Source organism: Amycolatopsis sulphurea (assembly GCF_002564045.1).
Lineage (GTDB): Bacteria > Actinomycetota > Actinomycetes > Mycobacteriales > Pseudonocardiaceae > Amycolatopsis > Amycolatopsis sulphurea.
In genome coordinates, this window is sequence record NZ_PDJK01000002.1 from 2,477,930 (window position 1) to 2,498,840 (window position 20,911).

General features: G+C 69.6%; 23 protein-coding genes and 2 pseudogenes. 21 read left to right on the forward strand and 4 right to left on the reverse strand.

Annotation, left to right across the window (positions count from 1 at the left end; genetic code table 11):
- Positions 1 to 131: 131 nt before the first annotated feature.
- Positions 132 to 788 (forward strand): annotated as a pseudogene (locus ATK36_RS17665) (hypothetical protein); the annotation flags it as partial.
- A 330-nt stretch (positions 789 to 1,118) separates the two neighbouring features.
- Here ATK36_RS17665 and ATK36_RS31550 read toward each other — a convergent pair.
- Complete coding sequence (locus ATK36_RS31550; protein WP_141544477.1) at positions 1,119 to 1,739, reverse strand: hypothetical protein; 621 nt, start codon at positions 1,737 to 1,739, stop codon at positions 1,119 to 1,121.
- 232 nt (positions 1,740 to 1,971) lie between these two features.
- On the opposite strand from ATK36_RS31550, the gene ATK36_RS17675 reads away from it, so the two are divergent.
- The 13 genes and pseudogenes from ATK36_RS17675 to ATK36_RS17735 all read left to right on the forward strand — a co-directional run bounded on the left by ATK36_RS17675 (position 1,972) and on the right by ATK36_RS17735 (position 11,726).
- A complete protein-coding gene (locus tag ATK36_RS17675; protein WP_170069786.1) occupies positions 1,972 to 2,715 on the forward strand; it encodes an ABC transporter ATP-binding protein in 744 nt (247 codons plus the stop codon).
- A complete protein-coding gene (locus tag ATK36_RS17680) occupies positions 2,715 to 2,975 on the forward strand; it encodes a hypothetical protein (RefSeq protein WP_098512565.1) in 261 nt (86 codons plus the stop codon). The genes ATK36_RS17675 and ATK36_RS17680 overlap by 1 nt, the downstream gene beginning before the upstream one ends.
- 147 nt (positions 2,976 to 3,122) lie before the next feature.
- Positions 3,123 to 3,951: pseudogene (locus tag ATK36_RS17685) on the forward strand (transposase family protein).
- A gap of 106 nt (positions 3,952 to 4,057) precedes the next feature.
- Complete coding sequence (locus ATK36_RS17690; RefSeq protein WP_245914862.1) at positions 4,058 to 6,244, forward strand: FtsX-like permease family protein; 2,187 nt, start codon at positions 4,058 to 4,060, stop codon at positions 6,242 to 6,244.
- A gap of 50 nt (positions 6,245 to 6,294) precedes the next feature.
- Positions 6,295 to 6,858 (forward strand): orotate phosphoribosyltransferase, encoded by a 564-nt coding sequence (gene pyrE, locus ATK36_RS17695; protein WP_098512567.1) that lies wholly within the window; start codon positions 6,295 to 6,297, stop codon positions 6,856 to 6,858.
- Positions 6,859 to 6,926: 68 nt separating this feature from the next.
- A complete protein-coding gene (locus tag ATK36_RS17700; RefSeq protein WP_098512568.1) occupies positions 6,927 to 7,508 on the forward strand; it encodes an RNA polymerase sigma factor in 582 nt (193 codons plus the stop codon).
- On the forward strand, positions 7,499 to 8,071 hold the full coding sequence (locus ATK36_RS17705) for a hypothetical protein (protein ID WP_098512569.1): 573 nt from the start codon (positions 7,499 to 7,501) through the stop codon (positions 8,069 to 8,071). The genes ATK36_RS17700 and ATK36_RS17705 overlap by 10 nt, the downstream gene beginning before the upstream one ends.
- Positions 8,068 to 8,436, forward strand: a complete 369-nt coding sequence (locus ATK36_RS17710) for an Asp23/Gls24 family envelope stress response protein (protein ID WP_098512570.1) — start codon at positions 8,068 to 8,070, stop codon at positions 8,434 to 8,436. Before ATK36_RS17705 ends, ATK36_RS17710 begins: the two co-directional genes overlap by 4 nt.
- Complete coding sequence (locus ATK36_RS17715; protein WP_098512571.1) at positions 8,433 to 8,738, forward strand: hypothetical protein; 306 nt, start codon at positions 8,433 to 8,435, stop codon at positions 8,736 to 8,738. The genes ATK36_RS17710 and ATK36_RS17715 overlap by 4 nt, the downstream gene beginning before the upstream one ends.
- A 103-nt stretch (positions 8,739 to 8,841) precedes the next feature.
- Positions 8,842 to 9,285, forward strand: coding sequence for an Asp23/Gls24 family envelope stress response protein (locus tag ATK36_RS17720; RefSeq protein WP_098512572.1), 444 nt, complete (start codon positions 8,842 to 8,844; stop codon positions 9,283 to 9,285).
- Between the two features lie 303 nt (positions 9,286 to 9,588).
- Complete coding sequence (locus tag ATK36_RS17725; RefSeq protein ID WP_098514962.1) at positions 9,589 to 9,987, forward strand: DUF2784 domain-containing protein; 399 nt, start codon at positions 9,589 to 9,591, stop codon at positions 9,985 to 9,987.
- Positions 9,988 to 10,003: 16 nt separating this feature from the next.
- Positions 10,004 to 10,663, forward strand: a complete 660-nt coding sequence (locus ATK36_RS17730) for a TrmH family RNA methyltransferase (protein WP_098512573.1) — start codon at positions 10,004 to 10,006, stop codon at positions 10,661 to 10,663.
- Between the two features lie 121 nt (positions 10,664 to 10,784).
- A complete protein-coding gene (locus ATK36_RS17735; RefSeq protein WP_098514963.1) occupies positions 10,785 to 11,726 on the forward strand; it encodes a glycoside hydrolase family 76 protein in 942 nt (313 codons plus the stop codon).
- 424 nt (positions 11,727 to 12,150) lie between these two features.
- Here ATK36_RS17735 and ATK36_RS17740 read toward each other — a convergent pair whose 3' ends face one another.
- Both ATK36_RS17740 and ATK36_RS17745 read right to left on the reverse strand, forming a co-directional pair.
- Positions 12,151 to 13,017: a LacI family DNA-binding transcriptional regulator gene (locus tag ATK36_RS17740; RefSeq protein WP_098514964.1), complete on the reverse strand. Its 867-nt coding sequence runs from the start codon at positions 13,015 to 13,017 to the stop codon at positions 12,151 to 12,153.
- A gap of 168 nt (positions 13,018 to 13,185) precedes the next feature.
- Positions 13,186 to 14,214: a LacI family DNA-binding transcriptional regulator gene (locus tag ATK36_RS17745; protein ID WP_098512574.1), complete on the reverse strand. Its 1,029-nt coding sequence runs from the start codon at positions 14,212 to 14,214 to the stop codon at positions 13,186 to 13,188.
- A gap of 128 nt (positions 14,215 to 14,342) precedes the next feature.
- On the opposite strand from ATK36_RS17745, the gene ATK36_RS17750 reads away from it, so the two are divergent.
- The 7 genes from ATK36_RS17750 to ATK36_RS17780 all read left to right on the forward strand — a co-directional run bounded on the left by ATK36_RS17750 (position 14,343) and on the right by ATK36_RS17780 (position 19,978).
- Positions 14,343 to 15,362, forward strand: coding sequence for a substrate-binding domain-containing protein (locus ATK36_RS17750; RefSeq protein ID WP_098512575.1), 1,020 nt, complete (start codon positions 14,343 to 14,345; stop codon positions 15,360 to 15,362).
- Positions 15,359 to 16,345: an ABC transporter permease gene (locus ATK36_RS17755; RefSeq protein ID WP_098512576.1), complete on the forward strand. Its 987-nt coding sequence runs from the start codon at positions 15,359 to 15,361 to the stop codon at positions 16,343 to 16,345. The genes ATK36_RS17750 and ATK36_RS17755 overlap by 4 nt, the downstream gene beginning before the upstream one ends.
- Positions 16,342 to 17,157: an ATP-binding cassette domain-containing protein gene (locus tag ATK36_RS17760; protein WP_098512577.1), complete on the forward strand. Its 816-nt coding sequence runs from the start codon at positions 16,342 to 16,344 to the stop codon at positions 17,155 to 17,157. The genes ATK36_RS17755 and ATK36_RS17760 overlap by 4 nt, the downstream gene beginning before the upstream one ends.
- Before the next feature lie 7 nt (positions 17,158 to 17,164).
- The gene (locus ATK36_RS17765; RefSeq protein ID WP_098514965.1) at positions 17,165 to 18,034 is read left to right on the forward strand and encodes a PfkB family carbohydrate kinase; all 870 of its coding nucleotides are present in this window, start codon (positions 17,165 to 17,167) and stop codon (positions 18,032 to 18,034) included.
- Positions 18,031 to 18,666, forward strand: coding sequence for a nucleoside/nucleotide kinase family protein (locus tag ATK36_RS17770; RefSeq protein ID WP_098512578.1), 636 nt, complete (start codon positions 18,031 to 18,033; stop codon positions 18,664 to 18,666). Before ATK36_RS17765 ends, ATK36_RS17770 begins: the two co-directional genes overlap by 4 nt.
- Positions 18,663 to 19,433, forward strand: a complete 771-nt coding sequence (locus ATK36_RS17775) for an SDR family oxidoreductase (protein WP_245914869.1) — start codon at positions 18,663 to 18,665, stop codon at positions 19,431 to 19,433. Before ATK36_RS17770 ends, ATK36_RS17775 begins: the two co-directional genes overlap by 4 nt.
- A 131-nt stretch (positions 19,434 to 19,564) precedes the next feature.
- The gene (locus tag ATK36_RS17780; protein ID WP_098512579.1) at positions 19,565 to 19,978 is read left to right on the forward strand and encodes a VOC family protein; all 414 of its coding nucleotides are present in this window, start codon (positions 19,565 to 19,567) and stop codon (positions 19,976 to 19,978) included.
- Between the two features lie 216 nt (positions 19,979 to 20,194).
- Here the strand turns inward: ATK36_RS17780 and ATK36_RS17785 are convergent, their stop codons facing one another.
- Complete coding sequence (locus ATK36_RS17785) at positions 20,195 to 20,863, reverse strand: DedA family protein (protein WP_098512580.1); 669 nt, start codon at positions 20,861 to 20,863, stop codon at positions 20,195 to 20,197.
- Between the last annotated feature and the right edge of the window lie 48 nt (positions 20,864 to 20,911).

Genomic DNA, 20,911 nt, shown 5'->3' on the forward strand with positions numbered 1-20,911 from the left:
TCCCCGAGCACCTCCAGAGGTGGTGATTAGCCGATTTGTCGACCTGGCATTCGGGAACTGTCCGAAAAGGGGCGCGCCGACACGGTGCGCGCGTTCCGGGGTAGGGGCCCGGCAGCGATACCCTGATCGGCGTGGGTATCTCGGCGTGGATCTGGTTCGTCATCGCCGCCGTCGCGCTGGTGGCGGGGCTTGGCCTGCTCTTTGCGGACCGGGCCAAGGAAGGCTCGCGCAACCGTGAGCGGCAGCGCTGGGCCCAGCTGCGCGGATGGCAGTTCGTGGAGGAGGACGATCGGCTGCCGCAGCAGTGGTCCGGCGGCGCGATCGGCTACTTCGGCGCGGACGCCGCGGTGAACGTCGTGGCCGGGTCCACCTTCACCTCCGACGGCCGCCGCCCGGTGTTCATCTTCGACATCGAGTCCGAGGGGCAGATCCCGGCCGTGGTGGTCGCCGTGCGCTGCAACAAGACGCATCGCGTGCCGGTGGAGATGTGGCTGTCCAGCGTGCCGTTCCAGCGCGAGAACATGCCCGAGATGCTCGGCCCGATCGGCCAGCGCTACGCCTTCGCCGACGACACCGAGGGCGCCCGCCAGGTGATCACCCAAGACCTGGTCGACGCCGCGGACCAGCTCGGCGGCGACGTCGGCGTGGCCTGGCTGGAGCAGGAGTGGGTGCTGGCCAGCGTGGTGCCCGGAGCGGGCCCGTCCCGCCTCGAACGGCTGCTGCGCGACCTCGGCGAGATCGCGGACATCGTGGACCCGTTCGACGAGGACTACGACAGCAACCGCACCTGGACCCCGGCCGCCGGCATGCCGACGGTCGCTTCGGCCACCCCTGATCAGCGCACCCAGCCCCTCGACCCGCACGCCGAAGCGCCGGCCCCGCGCACCCAGGTCTTCGACACCTCCGGCGCCGGGGAATCCCACCCGCGCGCGATCACCCACGCCACTTCCCCGGCGGACACGCAGGTCACCACCCCAGTCCGGGCCCAGACCGCGGCCGACGTCCGAGATGCCGAGCCGTCGGCCCCGCCGCAGCCGCGCTCCCCGTTCGGTGGTCCGGGCGAACCCGGGCCGGTGCCTGCGCCGCAGCCGGAGCAGAACGAAGAGCCCTGATCGGCCTCAGGCCGGTCCGACTGTGACCCGGGACACTCCCCAGTCGTCGTCCAGGAGCTGATGTCCCAGCGCGCGGGCGGGCTGGGACTGCGTCGGCACCGGGTCGGGCGCGGTGTCGGCCCAGGTGCTGGCCAGCTCGTCGAGGGTGAACTGGCCGCGGAAGGACCGGGGTGGCTCGGCTGCCGCGAGCAGGCCGAGGTCGCCGGAGACGAACTGCCGGTCGGTGGGCAGGTCGAGGGTGCCGGTGAACCGGCCCGTGACAGGCTCGGCCGCAGCGGCGAGGACATCGCGCAAGTCGCCGGTGAACCGGCCGGTGTCCGTGGTGCCGGCAGCGGTCCAGGCCGGGTGCAGGGCATCGCCGCTGAACGGCCGGGTGCCGAGGCGCGGCCGGTGGGTCGCTGAGGGATCCTGGTGCAACTGCTCGCCTAGGTACATCTCGTGGGTCACCGACTGGTCGTACATCCTGGACGCCTGGTCGAAGCCGCTGTGCGGCAGGTCGAGTGGTATCCCCATGCGGGACGGCTCCGCCCAGACGGTGGCCGTGCCGACCACCAGCAGGGCCAGCGGGGCAGCACCAACGGCCACCCGCGGCAGGCAGCCGGGCATCCGCTTGGTGTGCTTGCCCATGTGCGGGACCCTACTTCGCGATCAAGCAAGTGCGCCGGGTGGGCGGCGAGGTTCACCCACTTGACCGCCGACTTTGTGCTCACCGGACCGGCCCCGGGCCGAGGCCGAGCGGCCTGACCTGTCCGAAGTAGACGGATGGGCGCCGGCTGCCGGTGCGGTAGGGCTGCCCCCACCCATATTCGGCGAGGTGGCACCAGGGTGCATCTGGGGGTTTCTGCATAACGTTCCCATTATGGCGAACGCGGCGGTGCGGCTGAAAGCGGTGCGCAAGGAGTACGGGCGGGTGGTCGCGCTCGACGGAGTGGACCTGGCGTTTCCGCGGGGTGGGTGCACCGCGGTGATGGGTCCATCGGGCTCCGGCAAGAGCACCTTTCTGCACTGCGCTGCCGGGCTCGACCGGCCGACGAGTGGATCGGTCCAGCTCGACGGTGAAGACCTCGAGAAGGTTTCGGAAACGAAGCTGACGAAGCTGCGGCGGGATCGGGTCGGCTTCGTATTCCAAGCGTTTAACCTGCTGCCTGCGCTGACCGTCGCACAAAATGTGGAGCTGCCGTTGCGGCTGGCCGGTCGGCGGATCGACAAGAGGCTCATCGGCCAGATGCTCGCGTACGTCGGGCTGTCCGACCGGCGCAAGCATCTGCCTGGTGAACTCTCCGGAGGGCAACAGCAACGCGTCGCGATCGCGCGGGCGCTCGTGACGCGTCCCGCGGTGCTCTTCGCCGACGAGCCCACCGGTGCACTCGACACCCACACTGCTGCCGAGGTCTTGGCTTTGCTGCGGAATTCCGTCCGTAGTGGGCTGACCGTCATCATGGTGACGCATGATCCCGTCGCTGCTGCACACGCAGATCGCGTGGTCTTTCTCGCGGACGGCCGGGTCGCCGGTTCTCTCATTCGGCCGACAGCGGCGGCCGTTGCCGAACGGATGACGCATCTCGGCGCGGGGGCCGCCGACGCCGCAGTTGGTGGCGTCTGATGTTGCGAATTGCGCTGCGTACGCTCCGGCTGCGCAAAGGCGGGTTTCTCGCGACCTTCGTCGCCGCGTTTCTCGGTGCTGTCATCATCTCGGCGGCCGGCGGTCTCATGGAGACCGGCATTCGCGCCGACGCGCCTCCTCAGCGGCTGGCGGGCGCCCCGCTCGTCGTCGCTGGGGAGCAGAAGACTCAGCTTCGGAAGAATGATTCTTCCGAAGACGAGGAAAAGACCAAGTCAGCCACATTGAGGCTTTCCGGGTAAGCATCTGTGACGCTGGGTGACAGCCTGGGTGTGGTCGTTGCTGGCGGTGGTGACACGCCGAAGTTGTTGTGGTGCAACGTAAAGACGCGGAACCTCGGTATGAATTTGGTCCTACCACAGATCAACTTCATAGAGGTTCCGCGCCTGATGAGTGTGTCATACACCGCGACCTTGCCGGTACGCGACCAGACCGTGCTGTACCTGTCGAGCCTGTTGCACGCCGAACGGGTGCGGCGCGGTACCCGCAAAGATCGCCGGGTTCTGACGACGTTCAAGCAGGCGGTCTTGGTGCTGCGCTGGTTTCTCGACGGCACTCGCGTCAAGCAGCTCGCCGTCGACAACGCGATCGGCAAGTCCACCGTGTACACCTATCTCGAGGAGGGGTTCACGGTGCTCGCCGCCCAGGCACCCGCGCTCGAGTCAGCGTTACTGGCGGCGAAAATGGCCGGGCACAGCCACATTTCCATCGACGGCACCCTGATCGAGACCGACCGGGCGGGTCCGCACCCCCGGACCCACCGACGGGGTGGACCTGTGGTGGTCGGGCAAACACTCCAATCATGGCGGCAACATCCAGGTCATCACCGCCCCCGACGGCTGGCCCCTGTGGACCTCCGACGTGCGGCCGGGCCGCGAGCACGACACCACCGCACTGCGCGAACACCCCGAGATCCTGCCCGCCCTGGCCACCTGGATCGCCGAGAACACGCCCGCCCTGGGCGACCTGGGCTACGAAGGTGAAGCCGACACCATCACCGTCGCGTTCAAAAAACCGAAAGGCGGCGAACTCACCAAGGAACAGAAGACCCACAACAAAGCCCACAACGGGAAACGAGCGATCGGCGAACGCGGAAACTCCTTGCTGAAGACCACGTTCAAGGCGCTGCGCAACATCAGCCTCTGTCCATGGAAGATCGGCACCATCGTCGCAGCCGCCCTCGTCATCCTCCACATCGAGCACGACCGCACAACATGATCACCCACAGCGACCAACCGTTACCCGGAAAAGCTCATTAAGTGAGCGCGTACGGCTGGACCCGTCGCTGTCGGACAAGATCCGCGCGACACCCGGAGTGTCCACTGTGGTCAGTGACGTGACGGTGCCGGTGGTGCTGAATGGCCGTGCGGTGGTCGGCCACGGATGGGACTCTGCGGTACTCACGCCGTACACGCTCACCGCCGGGCATGCTCCGCGCGAAGGCGAGGTCGTCGTGTCCGCGGTAGGCATGAAGCCGGGTGACACGGTGCAGCTCGCCGCTCAGGGCAGGCCGGGCAGCTATCGCGTCGCCGGTGTCGCTGCGGCGTCCAACGCTTCGCAACCGACGGTCTTCTTCACGCCCTCTGAGGCCGAACGGCTGGCGGGCGGCAAGGTCGACGCCTTCGGTGTGTTTACGACCGGCGATCCCGCCACGGTGGCCGCTGGAATGCATCTCGGCGACGGCATTGCCGCGCTCACCGGCGACGACCGCGGGTATGCGGAATTCCCACGGGCAGAAGCGAAAGGCAACAACCTCGTCGTTCTCTCCGGGGTCACTGGCGGCCTCTCGGTGGTCGTCGCGCTCTTCGTGATCGCCAGCACGCTGGCGCTGGCGACACAGCAGCGAAGGCGCGAGCTGGTCTTGTTGCGGGCCATCGGCACGTTGCCCGGGCAGCTGCGACGGATGGTGCTCGGCGAAGCCGTGGTGATTGGCCTGCTCGCGATCGGTGCAGCCGCGTTCCTGGGGCCGGTGCTCGGCCGGTGGTTGTTCAACGGCTTCACCGACGCAGGCGTGGTGCCCGACGTCATCCGGTTCCACCAAGGCTGGGTGCCGATGACCGTGGCCGCTGGCGTTGCCCTGCTCGCCGTAGTGGCCGCGGCGATGGTGGCCGCGCGACGGGTCAGCCGTATTCGCCCGACCGAGGCGTTGACCGAGGCGGCGGTGGAGCGGCGATGGCTCAGCTGGCCGCGCGTGGTTGTCGCCGTGCTCTGCTTCGGCGGCGGTACGGCGCTCGGCATCGTGACGGTCACGGCGATGACCGGCCCGGTCGCGGGCAGCACAGCCGGGCCTGCGGTGATGCTGTGGGCAGTCGGTGTGGCAGCAGTTGCGCCTGGCGTCACGAAGCTGGTGGCAGTCCTGCTCCAAGGCCCCGTATGGCTCATCAGCGGGGTGACGGGCTGGCTAGCGGTGTCGAACACGCGGGCAGCCGCTGCGCGGGTGTCGGGCGCCGTCACGCCGATCATGCTTGCTGTGGGCGTGGCGACCGCCAACATTTACCTGCAAACGACACAGCAGGCGGCTTCGCAGCAGGCGTTCAGTGAAGACCTGCGCGCGGATGCTGTGGTCATCGCGCCAGCAGGCGTCAGCCCGGAGCTACTCGGGCGCGTACAGCAGGCGCCCGGCGTCGCAGCTGCGTCGGAGTACGTGACCAGCACTGTCTTCATCATCTCGCCCTACGACGACAACAACGACGAGGACGGCTACAGCGCGCTCGGCCTCACCGCTGGGAACGCCGGGCAGACGACGTCCACGACTGTCACCGCAGGCAGCCTCGACGCGCTCACTGGAGACGCCGTCGCGCTGCCCGACGACGTCGCGGCCGACCTGGACCGCCATGTCGGCGACACGGTTACGCTCCGCTTCGGCGACGGGCAACAAGTCACCACCCGCGTCGCCGCACTCGTAGCGCAACACGGTTCCGAGAAGATGCTCTTTCCCGCGGGTTTACTCGCCGCGCACACCACCGCCGGTCTCGCGCCGCAGGTGCTGGTTCGCGCTGAGCCCGGCGTCGATCAGGCAACGCTCACGAGAAGCCTCGCCACGGCGACCGCCGGACAGCAGGTGTCGGTCGGCGACCGCGCGAGCCTGCTCGCCGGTCACGCGTCGGACAGCGAGGTCGGCGCGTGGGTCAGCTACCTGATGCTCGGCATGATCGTCAGCTACACCGTGATTTCCGTGGTCAACACACTCGTGATGGCGACCTCACGGCGCCGCCGGGAATTCGGACTGCAACGGCTCGGGGGCTTCACCCGGCTCCAGGTGCTGCGTATGGCCGGCTTCGAGGGTTGCCTCGTCGCCGGGATCGGCGTACTGCTCGGCACGGTCGTCTCGGCGGGCTCGATCGTGCCGTTCTGCTTGGTCGCGACGGGTTCACCACTGCCTACCGGCCCGGCGAGCGTGTACCTGGCGGTCGTCGCCGCCGCGGTCGGCGTCGCGTTGTTCGCCTCGGTGGTGCCGGCCTGGGTGGCCACCCGGACACGTCCGGTGACCGCCGTCTCGCTCGGTGAATGACTCGCACCGATGGGAGAGGCGCCGCGACGGCGTGTGTAAGACTCTCGGCCGTGGCGTATCCCGCGTTGGACCGAACTGCGAAGCTCGAACTGGCCAGGCTGATCACCGAACTGGCCGTGGTGCACGGCAAAGTGACGCTGGCTTCCGGCAAAGAAGCTGACTACTACATCGATCTCCGGCGCGCGACGCTGCACCACGCCGCCGCTCCGCTGATCGGCAAGCTGCTGCGGCAACTGACCGCGGACTGGGACTACGTCGCGGCCGGCGGGCTCACCCTCGGCGCCGACCCGGTCGCGCTCGCTATGTTGCACTCCGCGGCGGCCGGCGGTGTCGTGCTCGACGCCTTCGTGGTCCGCAAGGCCGTGAAGGAACACGGCATGCAGCGGCAGATCGAAGGCGTCGAGGTACGCGGGCAGCGCGTGCTGGCGGTCGAGGACACCTCGACCACGGGCGGCAGCGTGCTGACCGCGGTCACCGCGCTGCGCGAGGCCGGTGCCGAGGTCGTCGGTGTGGCGACCGTGGTCGACCGGGAGACCGGCGCTCGCGAAGCGATCGAAAAAGAGGGCCTCGAATACCGCTACCTGCTGAGCAAGGACGACCTCGGGCTCAGCTGATTCGCCTCGGCGACGGTGATCATCGACAATGCGTGCGTGACGAACTCCCTCCTTGCAGTGTCCCCCTGATGGAAGGGGGCGCCGTGACCACGATCCACGCGGAGCCCGGCACGCCGCTCGACGACGCAACCCTCGTGGGCCGCGCGCGTGACGGTGATGTGCGGGCTTACGAACAGCTCGTGCTCCGCTACCAGGGGCAGATGTTCCGGCTCGCGGTGAAGATGCTGCATCACCGCGGGGACGCCGAAGACGTCGTGCAGGAGGTCTTCCTCGGTGCGTGGCGCAAGCTTGAGCAGCTCAAGGACGACTATTCGTTCGTCGGCTGGCTCTACCGGAGCACGACCAATCGCTGCCTGAACGTGATCCGGGCGCGCCGTCCGCAGGCCGACGTCGACCTGGACCTCGCCGAGTCCCCGCGCCGCGACGCCCGTCCGGAGCATGCCGTGCAGGTCAGCAGCCAGCTGGCCGCGCTCAACGAGGCGTTGCGAGGGCTGACCGCGCAGCAGCGGGCCTGCTGGTTGCTGCGTGAGGTGCACGGCCGCTCGTACGACGAGATCGGCGAGATCGTCGGTGCGAACCCCGCGGCGGTCCGGGGGCGGATCGCCCGGGCCCGTGCGCAGCTGGCGGAGGAGATGAAGCCGTGGCGGTGAACCAGGATTACGGACTGCCCTGTGGCCGGGAACTGGAGACGGTCTGGGGCAGGCTCGACGAGGTCGGCACGGGCCACGCCGACGAGCACGAACTGGCCTGCGTGCACTGCCGCACCGCGCGCGAGAGCCTGCTCGCGCTGCGGGCGGCGACCGACGAGCTGATCACCGAACCCGATCCGCCGCCGCCGGACCTGTTCGGGCGGATCATGTCCGCGATCCGCGCGGAGGTGCGTCGCGGCCAGATGGTCGACCTGGGCACGCCGGAGCCCGGCGGCGTCGAGGTCAGCGAACAGGCGGTGGCGGTGGTCCTGCGCTACGCGGCGGATTCCGCCGGCGACGTGCGGGCGCGCCGGGTACGCGTGCGAACGGTCGGCGTCGACGGCCGCGGGGCCAGCAAAGTCGAAGTGGAACTCACCCTTTCGCTCCGGCTCGGGAACGACGACGGCGGTGATTCGTTGGCCCGGGTGCGGGAGCTGGTCACCGCGGCCGCGGCCGCACGGGTCGGGCTTTCGCTGGAGAAGCTGGATCTGCTGGTGGAAGACGTCTACGAGGACGGCGAATGACAGTCGAGGCCGAGTATGTGATCGCCGATCCGGTGGTCGCGAGTGTCGCCGCGCGGGCAGCGATCGAGACCTCCGGGGTGGTGCGGCTCGAACCGGGGCTGCGCGGGCTGGTCACGGCCTGGACCCGGGCGGCGCGGCAGCGCTGGAAAGGGCTCCAACCGGCGCCGGCCGACGGCGTGCGCGTGCGGACCGCCGAAGGCAGGCGGACCGTGCAGCTCGATCTGGTCGCCTCCGGTGCCGACCAGGCCGCCGCGGTGGGCCGCGCGGTGCAGCGGGCGGTCGCCCGCCGGGTCGCCGAGCAGACCGGGGTGTCCGTGGACGCGGTCACGGTGTCCATTTTGGACATCGAAGTGGATGACCGGTGACCGCGACCGGGGCGAGAGCGACGGCCGGGAAGATCGCCGAGGCCGTGGCTGGGCTCGAAGGACTGCGCCCGGCGACCGTCATCGCGCCGGAGATCAGCTGGCTGCCGGTGGATTTGTCCGGTGGCGCGGTGGACCTGAGCCCGGAGCTGGTCGAGGTCCGGGTGATCGCCACCCGGCTGCCGCTGCCGCCGCTGCTGGCGCAGGCGGAGAAGTCCGTGCGGCAGGTGCTGGCCGGTACGGAGTGGGCGCGGGCGCGGCTGCGCCTGGTGGTCACCGATCTCGACGGTGCCGCGTTCGCCTGAGCGGGACGTCACACGATCGGGTCGTGACGATCTTCGCCGGGTGGTGTCGACTCGATAACGGGGCAAGAACACGTGGTACCCCACCGAAACCGAGGGAGCACCGATGACCGCCACCAAGTCCGAGAACACCGAGCTGACCACCCGCCCGGACGCCGGGCCGCTCGTCACCTCGCAGGGCACGACGAGCATCGCCGACGTGGTCGTGCAGAAGATCGCCGGCCTCGCGACCCGTGAGGTCTCCGGGGTGTACGACCTCGGTGGCGGCGCCGCCCGCGCGTTCGGCGCGCTGCGCGATCGCATCCCCGGTGCCTCGGCCAGCGCGGGACAGGGCGTCGCGGTGGAGGTCGGCGAGAAGCAGGCGGCGGTCGACCTGCAGATCGTGGTCGAGTACGGGGTGCCGATCGCCGAGCTGGCCCGCCAGGTGCGGCGCAACGTGATCGGGTCGATCGAGCAGATGACCGCCCTGGAAGTGGTCGAGGTGAACATCAACGTGGGCGACGTGCACCTGCCCGACGACGAGGAACCGCAGGCCGACCGCGTGCAGTGACTCCGCGCGTGCCCGGGGGCCGCAGGGCGGGGGCTGTGAAGGGGCCCTTCACAGACTCTGAGTCCGTGAAGGGCCCCTTCACAGCCTTCATCTCGTTCCCCGGCCCCGGCCCCGGCCGCATCCGCGGGTGCGCAGGATGCCCGCCTCCGGACACCGGAAGATCGCCCGCAAGTCACGTTCGGATCACCGCTTGGCGATCTGGTTGCTTCGGTAGGTCGAACATCACACCACCTCCCTGATTTTCGCCCGGCAGTGTCGCTGATCCGGGGTAACGTCGCTGGTGGGGACCGGGAGGAGGTGGCCGTGAACGTTACGGTCGCGCACGTGCTGGCGGATGTCACTGTGGCTGTGCACATCTTCGCGCTGCTGTTCATCGGCCTTGGCGGATTCCTTGCCTGGCGCTGGCCAAAGGTCGTGTTCGTGCACGTGATCTTCGCGGTCTGGGGGGTGCTGGTGAACGTCACGCCGCTGACTTGCCCGCTCACCGCGCTGGAGGACTTCTTCCGGCATCAGCAGGGGCTCGGCGATCTGCCCGGCGGGTTCAACGCCTACTACCTCTACGGCACGGTGATCCCGCGTTCCGCGCTGCCCGCGGTGATCATCGTGGCGATCGGCCTGCTGGTGTTCTCCTACGTCGGTGCCTATCACCGCTGGCGCCACCGCGACCAGGGCACTCCGGCGCGCGAGCTGCGCGTGGGGTGAGCGAGAATCCTCGTCCGTGACGACGGAACCGCACGAGCCCGGACCGACCGAATGGGGCGCCCGCGAGGAGGTGGGCGTCGGGCCGTGGCCGGGTGACTGGCCGCAGGACCCGCGCTACGACCCCGAGCTGCTGGCCGGCGGCGACCGTCGCAACGTGGTCGATGCCTACCGATACTGGCGTCGTGAGGCCATCGTGTCCGACGTGGACACCCGGCGGCATCCGTTCCACGTGGCGATCGAGAATTTCCAGCACGATCACAACATCGGCACGGTCGTCCGCACGGCGAACGCCTTCGCCGCGGCCGAGGTGCACATCGTCGGCCGTCGCCGCTGGAACCGGCGCGGCGCCATGGTCACCGACCGCTACCAGCACCTGCGCCATCACGAGGACGTCGCGGGCCTGCTGGAATTCGCCGCAGGAGCCGGGTTGTCCGTGGTCGCGGTCGACAACACCCCCGGCGCCGAACCGCTCGAAACGGCCGAGCTGCCGCGTGAGTGCGTCCTGCTGTTCGGGCAGGAGGGGCCGGGGCTGTCCGAGGCCGCGCAGGCGAGCGCCGTGCAGGTGGTGTCGATCGCGCAGTTCGGCACCACCCGCTCGATCAACGCCGGGGTGGCGGCCGGAATCGTGATGCACTCCTGGATCCGCCGGCACGCGGACCTGTCACAAGCTTGGTGAATCTACCGATCCCCAGCGGTACGGGGGCAGAATCGGTGGGGTGGACACCTCCGACCCCGCCGCCCGAGCAGCGGCGGCCGAGCATGCGGTGCGTACCCGGCACCTGCGCCGGGTCTGGCCGATGCCGGGTACGGCGCTCGGCCGTAGCGGCTGGCCGCCCAGCTTCGGGCAACGGCTGCACTGGCACTGGAACTACTGGTGGCAAGCGCATCTGCTGGACTGTCTGGTGGATGCGCAACTACGAGCCCCCAACCCAGGCCGGGCCCAGGTGATCGACCGGTTCGTCCGATCCGTGCACCGGCGCAACTTCGGCACCTGGGTGAACGAATACTACGACGACATCGCCTGGCTCGGCCTTGCCCTGCAACGAGTCCACGCCCTGAAATTATCCACAGTGGACGATGCGCTGACCGCGATCGACGCCCGCCTGCACGAGGGCTGGACCGACGACCTCGGCGGCGGCATCTGGTGGCGGCGCGGAGATCGGTTCAAGAACGCCCCCTCGAACGGCCCCGCGGCGATCTTCCATGCCCGACAAGGTGATGCGACCCGCGCCCGCGCGCTGACACAGTGGCTCACCACGACGCTCGTGGACCCGGACACCGGGCTGGTCCGGGATGGCATCCGGGCGGATTCCGGCGAGCTGGTGAAGAACATTTACACCTACTGTCAAGGGGTTTACCTCGGCGCGTGCCTCGAACAGTCCGAAATGGATAGTGCCGCCCGCACCGTTCGCGCCGTGTCGGTCCATCTCGCCCCGGACAATGTGCTGCGCGGTCAGGGCGGCGGGGACGGTGGGCTGTTCGCCGCGATCCTGGCTAGGTACTTGGCCCTCGCCGTCCCCCGGCTGCCCGATCCGGAGTCCGGCCTTGCGCGCCGGATCGTGCTCAGCTCGGCGGATGCGTGCTGGCAGGGTGCGGTGGTCGCGCCCGGTGGCCCGCTGTTCAGTGCGGAATGGTCGCGCCCTGTGCCGCCGTTGCCGCTTGGCGCTGTGCCGGAACGGGATCTGTCTGTCCAAACTGGAGCGTGGATGCTGCTGGAGGCCGCGGCCACGGTGCCGTGACTCGTCGGCACGGTCGCCTCCGGCTGGGCTGTGACTTGTCGCCGGAGGCTGTGAAGGGGCCCTTCACAGCCTCAGAGTCCGTGAAGGGCCCCTTCACAGCCTCCAGGGTGAGCATGGAAGCCACCGCGAAAGGCTCGGGCGGCCGGATCGCTTCCGGGCAGCAGCCCGTTCCCCTTCGCCGCGTAGGTACCGTTGGGTGGTCATGGCCACGCCCTGGTGGTATGGCACTCGCGGGAACTGCGGCGCGAAAGGCCCGCGTGGTCGCTCTGCTTCCCGGACAGCAGCCCGTTCCCTAACAGGGAGTGCGTGCGCAGGCTCAAGCGACGCGGCGGCCTCTTTTGCGGGCGCGGGCCTCATCAGCGCGGCGCGGCATTGCTTCGCTGATCCGAGCGCAGAAGCCGGCACCGTGCCGACGAGCAGACCCTCAGCAGCCGCAGGAAGCACGGTGCAGGAACCGCGGAGCCAGCCGGACCGCTTCCGGTCGGCGTTCCGGTTCCTTGCAGCGTTCGACGAGCAGCTGGATCGCGCGGCGGCCCATTTCCGAGATCGGCTGGGCCATCGTGGTGACCCCGGGTGAGACCGTTCGGGCCCAGTCCATGTCGCCGTAGCCGACCATGGCGAGTTCCGCCCCGATGTGGATGCCGCGGCGGTGGGCCTCCCACTGGGCGCCGATCAGCATCGACTCGCCGGCCACCACGATCGCGGTGGGCGAGGGCCAGCCTTCCAGCAGCGCCGCGGTGGCGCGGGCGGCGCCGCCCGCCGAGGACATGCCGGAGGTGACCAGGTCCGGGTTGTAGCGCAAGCCCGCCCGTTCCAGGCCGAGCCGGTAGCCGAGGGTGCGCTCCTCCGTCACCGTGGCGCCGGACTCGCCGGTGATCAGCGCGATCCGCCGGTGCCGCCGCTCGGCGAGATGCTCGACGAGCGTGGCGGTGGCCTGAATGTTCTCGGAGCCGACCTGGTCCACGTCGTTGCGCCCGGCGATCCGGTCCACCAGCACGGTCGGCACGCCCATCCGCACGAGCCCGTTGACCACCGCATCGTCACCCGGCGCCGGAACCAGCAGCACCCCGTCCACCCGGTCGGCCCGCAACGCTCGCACGACGGCGGCTTCCTCGCGCACCGAATCGGCGGTGTCGGCCAGCAGCAGATCGCACCCCGCCCGCGCCGCGGCACCGCGAATGGCGCGCAACAACCGATCGTTATAGGGGTTGGCATGGCGCCCCAGAGCGACCCCGAACCGGTACGTGACCGGCGGGTCCCAGACCGGAGCCACCGGCGCCAGAGCGGTCATCATCCAGGCCCTCGTCCTCGTTCTTACCCAAGGCTAGCCAGTCCCTTGCCGCCTTTCCCGTCTGGACGGGTATCCGAAACCATCGAGTCCACAGAATCACCGAAGTGAGTGAATTTCCCGGCTGTAAAGCAACCTAGCGTGCGCGTGGTGGTCAAGCTGCTCGTCGGGTCACTCCGGCGTGGGGCAGCCGCATGACTCCCGATGCCGCAGTGTCGGCGGCAGCCGCACCGTTTCCGCCGGTCGGGTCGGGTCGGCGAGGCGGGCCATCAGCAGCTGGACGGCGCGCCGTCCGATCGCCTCGATCGGCTGGGCCATGGTGGTCAGCGGCGGGTCCACGAACTCCGCCCACTCGACATCGTCGTAGACCACGACCGCCAGGTCCATGCCGAGGCGCAGGCCGCGGCGGCGGGCTTCGTGCAGGGTGCCGACCATCATGCTGTCGTTCCCGACCACCAGCGCGGTCGGCGGTTCCGGCAGGGCGAGTAGGGTGCTCAGGGCCAGGCTGCCGCCGTCGCGGGAGGACTGGCCGCAGGCGACCAGCTCCGGGGTCCAGGGCAGACCGGCCCGGCCGAGGCCGAGCCGATAGCCCAGCACCCGTTCGTCGCTGGTGGTCAGGCCGGGGGCACCGGAGATCATGCCGATCCGGCGGTGTCCCAGCGACGCCAGATGCGCGGTCAGCGCCGAGGTCGCCTGGATGCTCTCCGCGCCGACCTGATCCACGTCGGTACGGGTGGTGAGCCGGTCGATCAGCACGATCGGCACGTCCAGCGACATGAGTTCGCCGATCAGCGGGCCGGTGCCGGCCGCGGGGGTCATCAGCAGCCCGTCCACCCGGCGGGAGCGCAATGTCCGGATCACCTCGCGTTCGGTGGCCGCAGTGTCGTGCGTGTCCGCCAGCAGCACGGTGTAGCCGTTCGCCGAGGCCTCCCCTTCGATCGCCTGCATGAGCCCGGCGAAGTACGGGTTCGCCACCAGCGAAACGGCCATGCCGATCGACCGCGTACCCCCGGTGACCAGCGAACGTGCGATGGCGTCGCCGGTGTAGCCGGTCGATTCGATCGCGCGCAGCACGGCGGTCTTCGTGCTCTCCGCGACCGCGCGGGTGCCGTTGACGACATGCGAAACCGTCGTGATGGACACCCCGGCCATCTCCGCGATGTCCCGCTGCGTCGGCCGTGCCGAACGCGGTCGTGGCATGTCAATCCTTTCTGTCTTCTCCCCAGAGACGGGCAAGCGTTTGCGCAAACGCTTGCGTCGCGGCCCGAGTCTTGTCTACCTTCCGGTCCATCGGCAAGTTCGCACCTCGATCCGGAGGGCAAATCTTCATGAGACGGCGGAGTCTCACCGCGCTGGCACTGGCGGCCGCTGTCGCGGTCACCGGCGTCGGCTGCACGGCCGAGCGGCACTGGGGCGGCAGCACCGCCAAAGCAGGCAGCGGCAAGGCCAAGGTCGGCCTGGTCACCAAGACCGACACCAACCCGTACTTCGTCGAGTTGCGCAATTCGGCGGCCGCGGCGGCGAAGGCGAACGGCGCCGAGTTCAGCGCGCTGGCCGGTCAGTTCGACGGCGACAACGACGGCCAGGTCCGGGCCATCGAGAACCTGATGCAGCAGGGCGTGAACACCATCCTGATCACGCCCAGCTCGTCCACCGGGGTGCTCAAGGCGATCAAGGACGCCCGCGACGCCGGGGTCCTGGTGATCGCACTGGACACGGCCACCGATCCGTCCGACGCGGTCGACGCCACCTTCGCCACGGACAACTTCGCCGCCGGCGAGCAGCAGGGCGCGTACGTCAGAGCGGCGCTCGCCGGGGCCGATCCGAAGCTGCTGATGGTCGACGGCACCGCGGGCGCGTCGGTGGACACCCAGCGGCACGGAGGGTTCCTCAAGGGCATCGGGCTCAAGGACGGCGCGCCGGAGGTCAAGGGGCGCACGAACGCCAACGGCGACCAGAGCCTTGCCCAACAGGGCATGGAGAACCTGCTGCAGCGCACCACCGATCTCAACGCGGTGTACTCGATGAACGAGCCGATGGGCCGCGGTGCCTACGCCGCGCTCAAGGCCCGTGGGGTCACCGGTCAGCTCGTGGTCGGTTCGATCGATGGCGGTTGCGAGGGCGTGCAGAACGTGAAGGACGGCCGGCTGGCGGTCACCGTGATGCAGTTCCCGCGGAAGATGGCCGAACAGGGCGTGCTCGCCGCGGTCGACTATGCCAGGACCGGGCAGAAGCCGGCCGGGTTCGTGAACACCGGCTCGACCACGATCACCGACAAGCCGATGCCGGGTGTGCCCAGCAAGGACACCGCTTGGGGTCTCGAGAACTGCTGGGGAGGCACCACATGACCACCGTGAACGGCGCCCGGGAACGGGACTCGCCCGGTGAGTTCCTGCTGCGCGCCCCCGCGGTCGGCCCGGCGCTCGCGCTGGTGGTCGCCGTCGTGGTGTTCTCCCTTTCCACAGACACCTTTTTCGACCTGGACAATCTGTCCACAGTGGTCCAGCAGTCGCTGGTGGTCGGCACGCTCGCGCTCGGCCAGACGCTGATCATCCTGATCGCGGGCATCGACCTGTCGAACGCCTCGTCGATGGTCGTGGCCACGCTGGTGATGGCGAAACTCGCCGCGGCGGACACGAACGGGTTCGTCGCGCTCCTCGCCGGGGTCGTGCTGACCATCCTGGTCGGCCTGTTCATCGGCACGCTGGCCACCCGGGTCAAGCTGCCCGCGTTCATCATCACGCTCGGCACGTTCACCGGGCTGACCGCGGTGGCCAAGCTGATCGCGGGCGGGCAGGCGGTGCCGGTGGGCGACGGGCTGCTGCAGTGGCTCGGCACCAAGCGCTACCTGTTCGGCGGCATCCCGATCACCTACGGCATGACCCTCGCGCTGATCATGTTCCTCGTCGTCTGGTACGCGCTGACGAAAACCGCGTGGGGCAAGCATGTCTACGCGGTCGGCAACGCGCCGGAATCGGCCCGGCTGTCCGGGATCAAGGTCAACCGCACGGTGCTTTCGGTGTACCTGGTCGGCGGGCTGTGCTTCGGCATCGCCGCGTGGCAGGCGCTCGGCCGCACGCCGAACGCCGACCCGAACCAGTTCCAGCTCGGCAATCTCGACTCGATCACCGCCGTGGTGCTGGGCGGCACGAGCCTGTTCGGCGGCCGCGGCTCGGTCCTCGGCACGCTCTTCGGCGCGCTGGTCGTGGCGGTGCTGCGGTCCGGGCTGACCCAGATGGGCGTGGACGGCAACTACCAGGATCTCGCCACCGGTGCGCTGCTGATCGCCGCCGTCGTGGTGGACCGGATCGCACGGAGGCAGCAGTCATGACTTCCGAGAACCCCACGCTGTCCGCGCGCGGCCTGGTGAAGCGCTACGGCCGGGTCACCGCGATCGACGGCGCCGACTTCGACCTCTACCCCGGCGAGGTGCTCGCCGTGGTCGGCGACAACGGCGCGGGCAAATCCAGCCTGATCAAAGCCCTTTCCGGGGCCGTGGTGCCGGACGCCGGGGAGATCGAAGTGGACGGCAGGACCGTGCACTTCAAGTCCCCTTTGGACGCCCGGCACTTCGGGATCGAGACGGTGTACCAGGATCTCGCCGTGGCACCCGCGCTGGACATCGCCACGAACATGTTCCTCGGCCGGGAGAAACGGCTGCGCGGGCCGCTCGGCGTCGGGCTGCGCAAGCTGGACACCGCGACCATGCGCGCCGAGGCGCAGCGGATCCTGGACGACCTCGGCATCCAGGTCAAGTCCATCTCGCAGCCGGTCGAAACGCTCTCCGGCGGCCAGCGCCAGGGCGTCGCCGTCGCCAGGGCCGCGGCGTTCGGCACCAAAGCGGTGATCATGGACGAGCCGACCGCCGCGCTCGGGGTCGCGGAGTCGGCCAAGGTGCTGGAGCTGATCGGCCGGATCCGCGACCGCGGCCTGCCGGTGGTGCTGATCAGCCACAACATGCCGCACGTGTTCGACATCGCGGACCGGATCCACGTACACCGGCTCGGCAAGCGGGTGGCTGTGGTGTCGCCGAAGACGCATTCCATGAACCAGGTGGTCGGGCTGCTCACGGGTGCCTTGAAGCTGGCCGAAGACGGTGAGGTGGTCGAAGTCGCGGCCACCACGCACGCTGGGCTGACCTGACGTGCGGGTGCTGCTGGCGGGCTTGTGCACCGTCGACGTGGTTCAGCGCGTCGCCGCTTTCCCGGAGCCGGGCGAGAAGGTGCAGTCGTTGCGAGTGGACGTCGCGGCCGGTGGGCCGGCGACGAACGCCGCGGTGACTGTGGCCGCGCTCGGTACCGGGGCGACCCTGCTGACCGCGCTTGGTGCCCACCCGCTGGCCGCACTCGCGTACGCCGACCTCTCAGCGTACGGGGTCGATTTGGTCGACCTGGCCCCAGGCAAGACCGAGCCGCCGCCCGTGAGCGCTGTCGTCGTCAGAGACGGCGACGGGGAGCGCACGGTCGTTTCTCGTAACGCTGCAACCGACGAACCCCTGTTCCTTCCCACGCAACCCGGGTTGTTCGACGACGTGGGCGCTGTGCTGCTGGACGGGCACCACCCGGAGCTGGCGCTGGCCGTCGCCCGCGAGGCGCGCCGCCGTGACATTCCGGTGGTCCTGGACGCGGGCAGCTGGAAACCCGTGCTGGACGAGCTGCTGCCACTGGTCGACGTGGCCGCGTGCGCGCAGCGTTTCTCCGCGCCCGGCCCGACGCTGTCCGAACGCGGGATACCGGTAGTGATCACGACCGCAGGGCCGGACCCGGTGTGCTGGCGCACCAAGGAAGATTCGGGACAGGTCGCCGTGCCGAAGGCCGAAGCCCGGGACACGCTGGGGGCCGGCGACGTATGGCACGGCGCGCTGGCGCACGCCGTGGCGACGCTCGGGCGTTCGGTACCCGGCTGGATCCGGGAGGCGAACGCGGTGGCTGCGGAACGAGTACGGCATATCGGTCCGCGGTCCTGGACTGGCGCGGCCGGGTCGCGGACCGCGAAAAATGCGGAAGAGGGAGAACAATGACGGCTTTCGACCACCTGCTGATGCGGGCCGAGGGGCTGGCCAAACCACGCGAGCGGCACGTGCTCGGCATCATCGGCGCACCGGCGTCCGGCAAGACCACGCTGGCCTGGGCGCTGGCGAACGCGCTCGGTTCACGGGCCGCGGTGGTCGGCATGGACGGGTTCCACCTGGCGCAGGTGGAACTGCGGCGGCTCGGCCGGATCGAGCGCAAGGGCGCGCCGGACACCTTCGACGCGGCGGGGTACGTGCAGCTCGTCCGGCGACTCGCGGAGGGTAAGGAGACCGTCTACGCGCCGGAGTTCCGCCGGGAGATCGAGGAGCCGATCGCCGGCGCGGTCCGGGTCGCGCCGGAGGTCCAGCTGGTCATCACCGAGGGCAACTACCTGCTGCTGCCGGACGATCCGTGGAGCGGCGTGCGGCAGTACCTCACCGAGGCCTGGTACCTGGCGCCGGACGAGCCGGAGCGGATCGAACGGCTTGTTTCCCGGCACCGCCGTTACGGCCGGTCACTGGTCGAGTCCCGTCGGCGCGCGCTGGGCTCCGACCAGCGCAACGCCGATCTCATCGCGAACACGGCCGACCGTGCCGACCTGGTGCTGGAGAACCTGCCCCTGCGAAACTTCGTGCTGTGACCCGGACAGGTGGCGAGGTGTCGCCCGGCGTGCTCGTGGTGACCGGTGGTAGCGGCGGGATCGGCGCGAAGATCTGCGAGCTGGCCGCCGAACGCGGGTACGCCGTCGTGGTGAACTACTCCGGCGATCCGGCCCCGGCCGAGGCCGTCGCCGAACGGGTCCGCGCGCACGGCAGGCCGGGCCTCGCGGTGCGCGCGGATGTTGCCGACGAACAGCAGGTCAGCGCCCTGTTCACGGCCGCGGAAGCGCTCGGTCCGCTGGTCGGCGTAGTGAACAACGCGGCGATCACGGGCAACACCCCTGGGCGGCTCGACGAGCAGCACGCCGATACCGTGCGCCGGGTGCTGGAGGTCAATGTCGGCGGGGTTTTCCTGTGCTGCAGGGAGGCGGTCCGGCGGATGTCGATCAAGCACGGCGGTGCGGGCGGCGCGATCGTCAACGTGTCGTCGACGGCCGCGCGCACCGGCTCGGCCGGTGAATGGGTGCACTACGCGGCGTCGAAAGCCGCGGTCAACACGCTCAGCTTCGGCCTCGCACAGGAGGTCGCCGACGAGGGTGTGCGGGTCAACGTGGTCGCTCCGGGCCTGGTCGAGACGGGATTGCACGAGGCGGCCGGGCTGCCGGACCGGATCGCCCGGACCGCGCCGTCCATTCCGCTGCGCCGCCCAGGACAGCCGGCGGAAATCGCCGAGGCGGTGCTGTGGCTGCTCTCGCCCGCGGCGTCCTACACCGTCGGTGCCGTGCTGGAGGTCGGCGGCGGCCGCTGATTCCCGGCCGGGGAGACGGGGTTATCACGATTCGTGGTGGATGTCGTCACCTCCCCGGTCGTGTAAGCCGGCCTGTGTCACCCTTGGTGCGCCCGACGGGGAGGGGATGCGAAAGGACGGCCGCGAAAGTCATGCCCAAGCTCACGTCTGTGCACCATCTGGCGCTCACCGTGACCGATGTGGACCGCAGTGTGCCGTGGTACGTCCGGGTACTCGATCTCGAAGAGAGCCACCGGCGCGAATACCCCGAGACCGGGCTGACCAAGGTGGTGCTGCGCTCGGCGGGCGAAGGGTTCTCCGTGGTGCTGGTCCAGCATCCCGACACCGGGCGCCGGGCCTTCGACGAACGCCGCACCGGCCTTGATCACGTCGCGTTCTGCGTCTCGTCGCGGGCCGAGCTGGCCGAATGGGAGGCGCGGCTGGCCGAATTCGGCGTGGCCTACACCCCGCCCGCCGAGTCGCGCACGTTCGAAGGATCCTGGGTGATCGTCTTCCGCGATCCGGACGGCATCCAGCTGGAGATCTGGTCCGACCCGGACTCCTGACTCAGGCGTTTGCCGGGTCGACGAGCCAGGGTTCCGGGAAAGTTGGTCGGGGACCCGGCAGTGGGCGTTGCGGAGGTGTGTGCGACCACCTCGTGGCGTGCGCCGGACCGGTTTCGGGTCCGTGAAGGGGCCCTTCACGGACCTCCACATCGACTTTGCCGACACCCTGGTCGACGAGCGGTGAAGGGACCCTTCGCAGTTTTGGCGCAGTCCCGATCAGGCGTGCGCGTCATCGGTTTCCTCGACCGGACGGCGCATTTCCTGCCGGTAGCGCAGCACTCCGTACGCCGTGCCGAACACGAAGAACGCCACGCTCACCCACAGCGCGGCCGCCTTGACCCACGGGATCGCGTCGAGCAGCCCGGCGCCGTAGTAGCCGAGCAACACCAGCGTGGGCACCCAGAGCAGGCCGCCGATGGCCGTGGCGAGCATGAATCGCCGCGAGTCCATCCGCGCGGCGCCCGCGACGAGCGGCGCGAGCGTGCGGATCCACGGGATCCAGCGCGCCGCCACGATCGCGAAGAATCCCCTGCGGTCGAGAAACTCTTGCGCGCGTTCGAGATTCGCCCGGTTGAGCATGCGCCCGCCGCGGCGGGCGATGAGCCGCGTGCCGGTACCGCGGCCGATGTAGTAGCCGACCTGGTTGCCGAGCACCGCGACGACCAGCGCGGCCGCGGACAACAGCCAGGCGTTGAGGGCCGAGTTGTGCTGGGCGAGCACCACTCCCGCCCCGAACAGCAGTGAATCGCCGGGCAGGAACAGCCCGATGATGAGCGCGCATTCGACGAACACGAAGCTCAGCACGATCACCCAGACGAGCAACGGCCCGGCCGTGTCCAGCCAGCTCAGCCCGGTGCCCGCGGCCTCGACGCTCACGACATTCACGCGAGGAGCCTACGTGCCCGGAATCGGGGTGAACGACACAACCATCGA

What these genes read in the sequence shown, in the direction of transcription:
- ATK36_RS31550 (WP_141544477.1), bottom strand. Translation starts at nt 1,739, where the DNA reads ATGGGCAAGCACACCAAGCGGATGCCCGGCTGCCTGCCGCGGGTGGCC.
- ATK36_RS17675 (WP_170069786.1), top strand. Translation starts at nt 1,972, where the DNA reads ATGGCGAACGCGGCGGTGCGGCTGAAAGCGGTGCGCAAGGAGTACGGG.
- ATK36_RS17680 (WP_098512565.1), top strand. Translation starts at nt 2,715, where the DNA reads ATGTTGCGAATTGCGCTGCGTACGCTCCGGCTGCGCAAAGGCGGGTTT.
- ATK36_RS17700 (WP_098512568.1), top strand. Translation starts at nt 6,927, where the DNA reads ATGGAAGGGGGCGCCGTGACCACGATCCACGCGGAGCCCGGCACGCCG.
- ATK36_RS17710 (WP_098512570.1), top strand. Translation starts at nt 8,068, where the DNA reads ATGACAGTCGAGGCCGAGTATGTGATCGCCGATCCGGTGGTCGCGAGT.
- ATK36_RS17720 (WP_098512572.1), top strand. Translation starts at nt 8,842, where the DNA reads ATGACCGCCACCAAGTCCGAGAACACCGAGCTGACCACCCGCCCGGAC.
- ATK36_RS17735 (WP_098514963.1), top strand. Translation starts at nt 10,785, where the DNA reads ATGCCGGGTACGGCGCTCGGCCGTAGCGGCTGGCCGCCCAGCTTCGGG.
- ATK36_RS17740 (WP_098514964.1), bottom strand. Translation starts at nt 13,017, where the DNA reads ATGACCGCTCTGGCGCCGGTGGCTCCGGTCTGGGACCCGCCGGTCACG.
- ATK36_RS17745 (WP_098512574.1), bottom strand. Translation starts at nt 14,214, where the DNA reads ATGCCACGACCGCGTTCGGCACGGCCGACGCAGCGGGACATCGCGGAG.
- ATK36_RS17750 (WP_098512575.1), top strand. Translation starts at nt 14,343, where the DNA reads ATGAGACGGCGGAGTCTCACCGCGCTGGCACTGGCGGCCGCTGTCGCG.
- ATK36_RS17755 (WP_098512576.1), top strand. Translation starts at nt 15,359, where the DNA reads ATGACCACCGTGAACGGCGCCCGGGAACGGGACTCGCCCGGTGAGTTC.
- ATK36_RS17760 (WP_098512577.1), top strand. Translation starts at nt 16,342, where the DNA reads ATGACTTCCGAGAACCCCACGCTGTCCGCGCGCGGCCTGGTGAAGCGC.
- ATK36_RS17770 (WP_098512578.1), top strand. Translation starts at nt 18,031, where the DNA reads ATGACGGCTTTCGACCACCTGCTGATGCGGGCCGAGGGGCTGGCCAAA.
- ATK36_RS17780 (WP_098512579.1), top strand. Translation starts at nt 19,565, where the DNA reads ATGCCCAAGCTCACGTCTGTGCACCATCTGGCGCTCACCGTGACCGAT.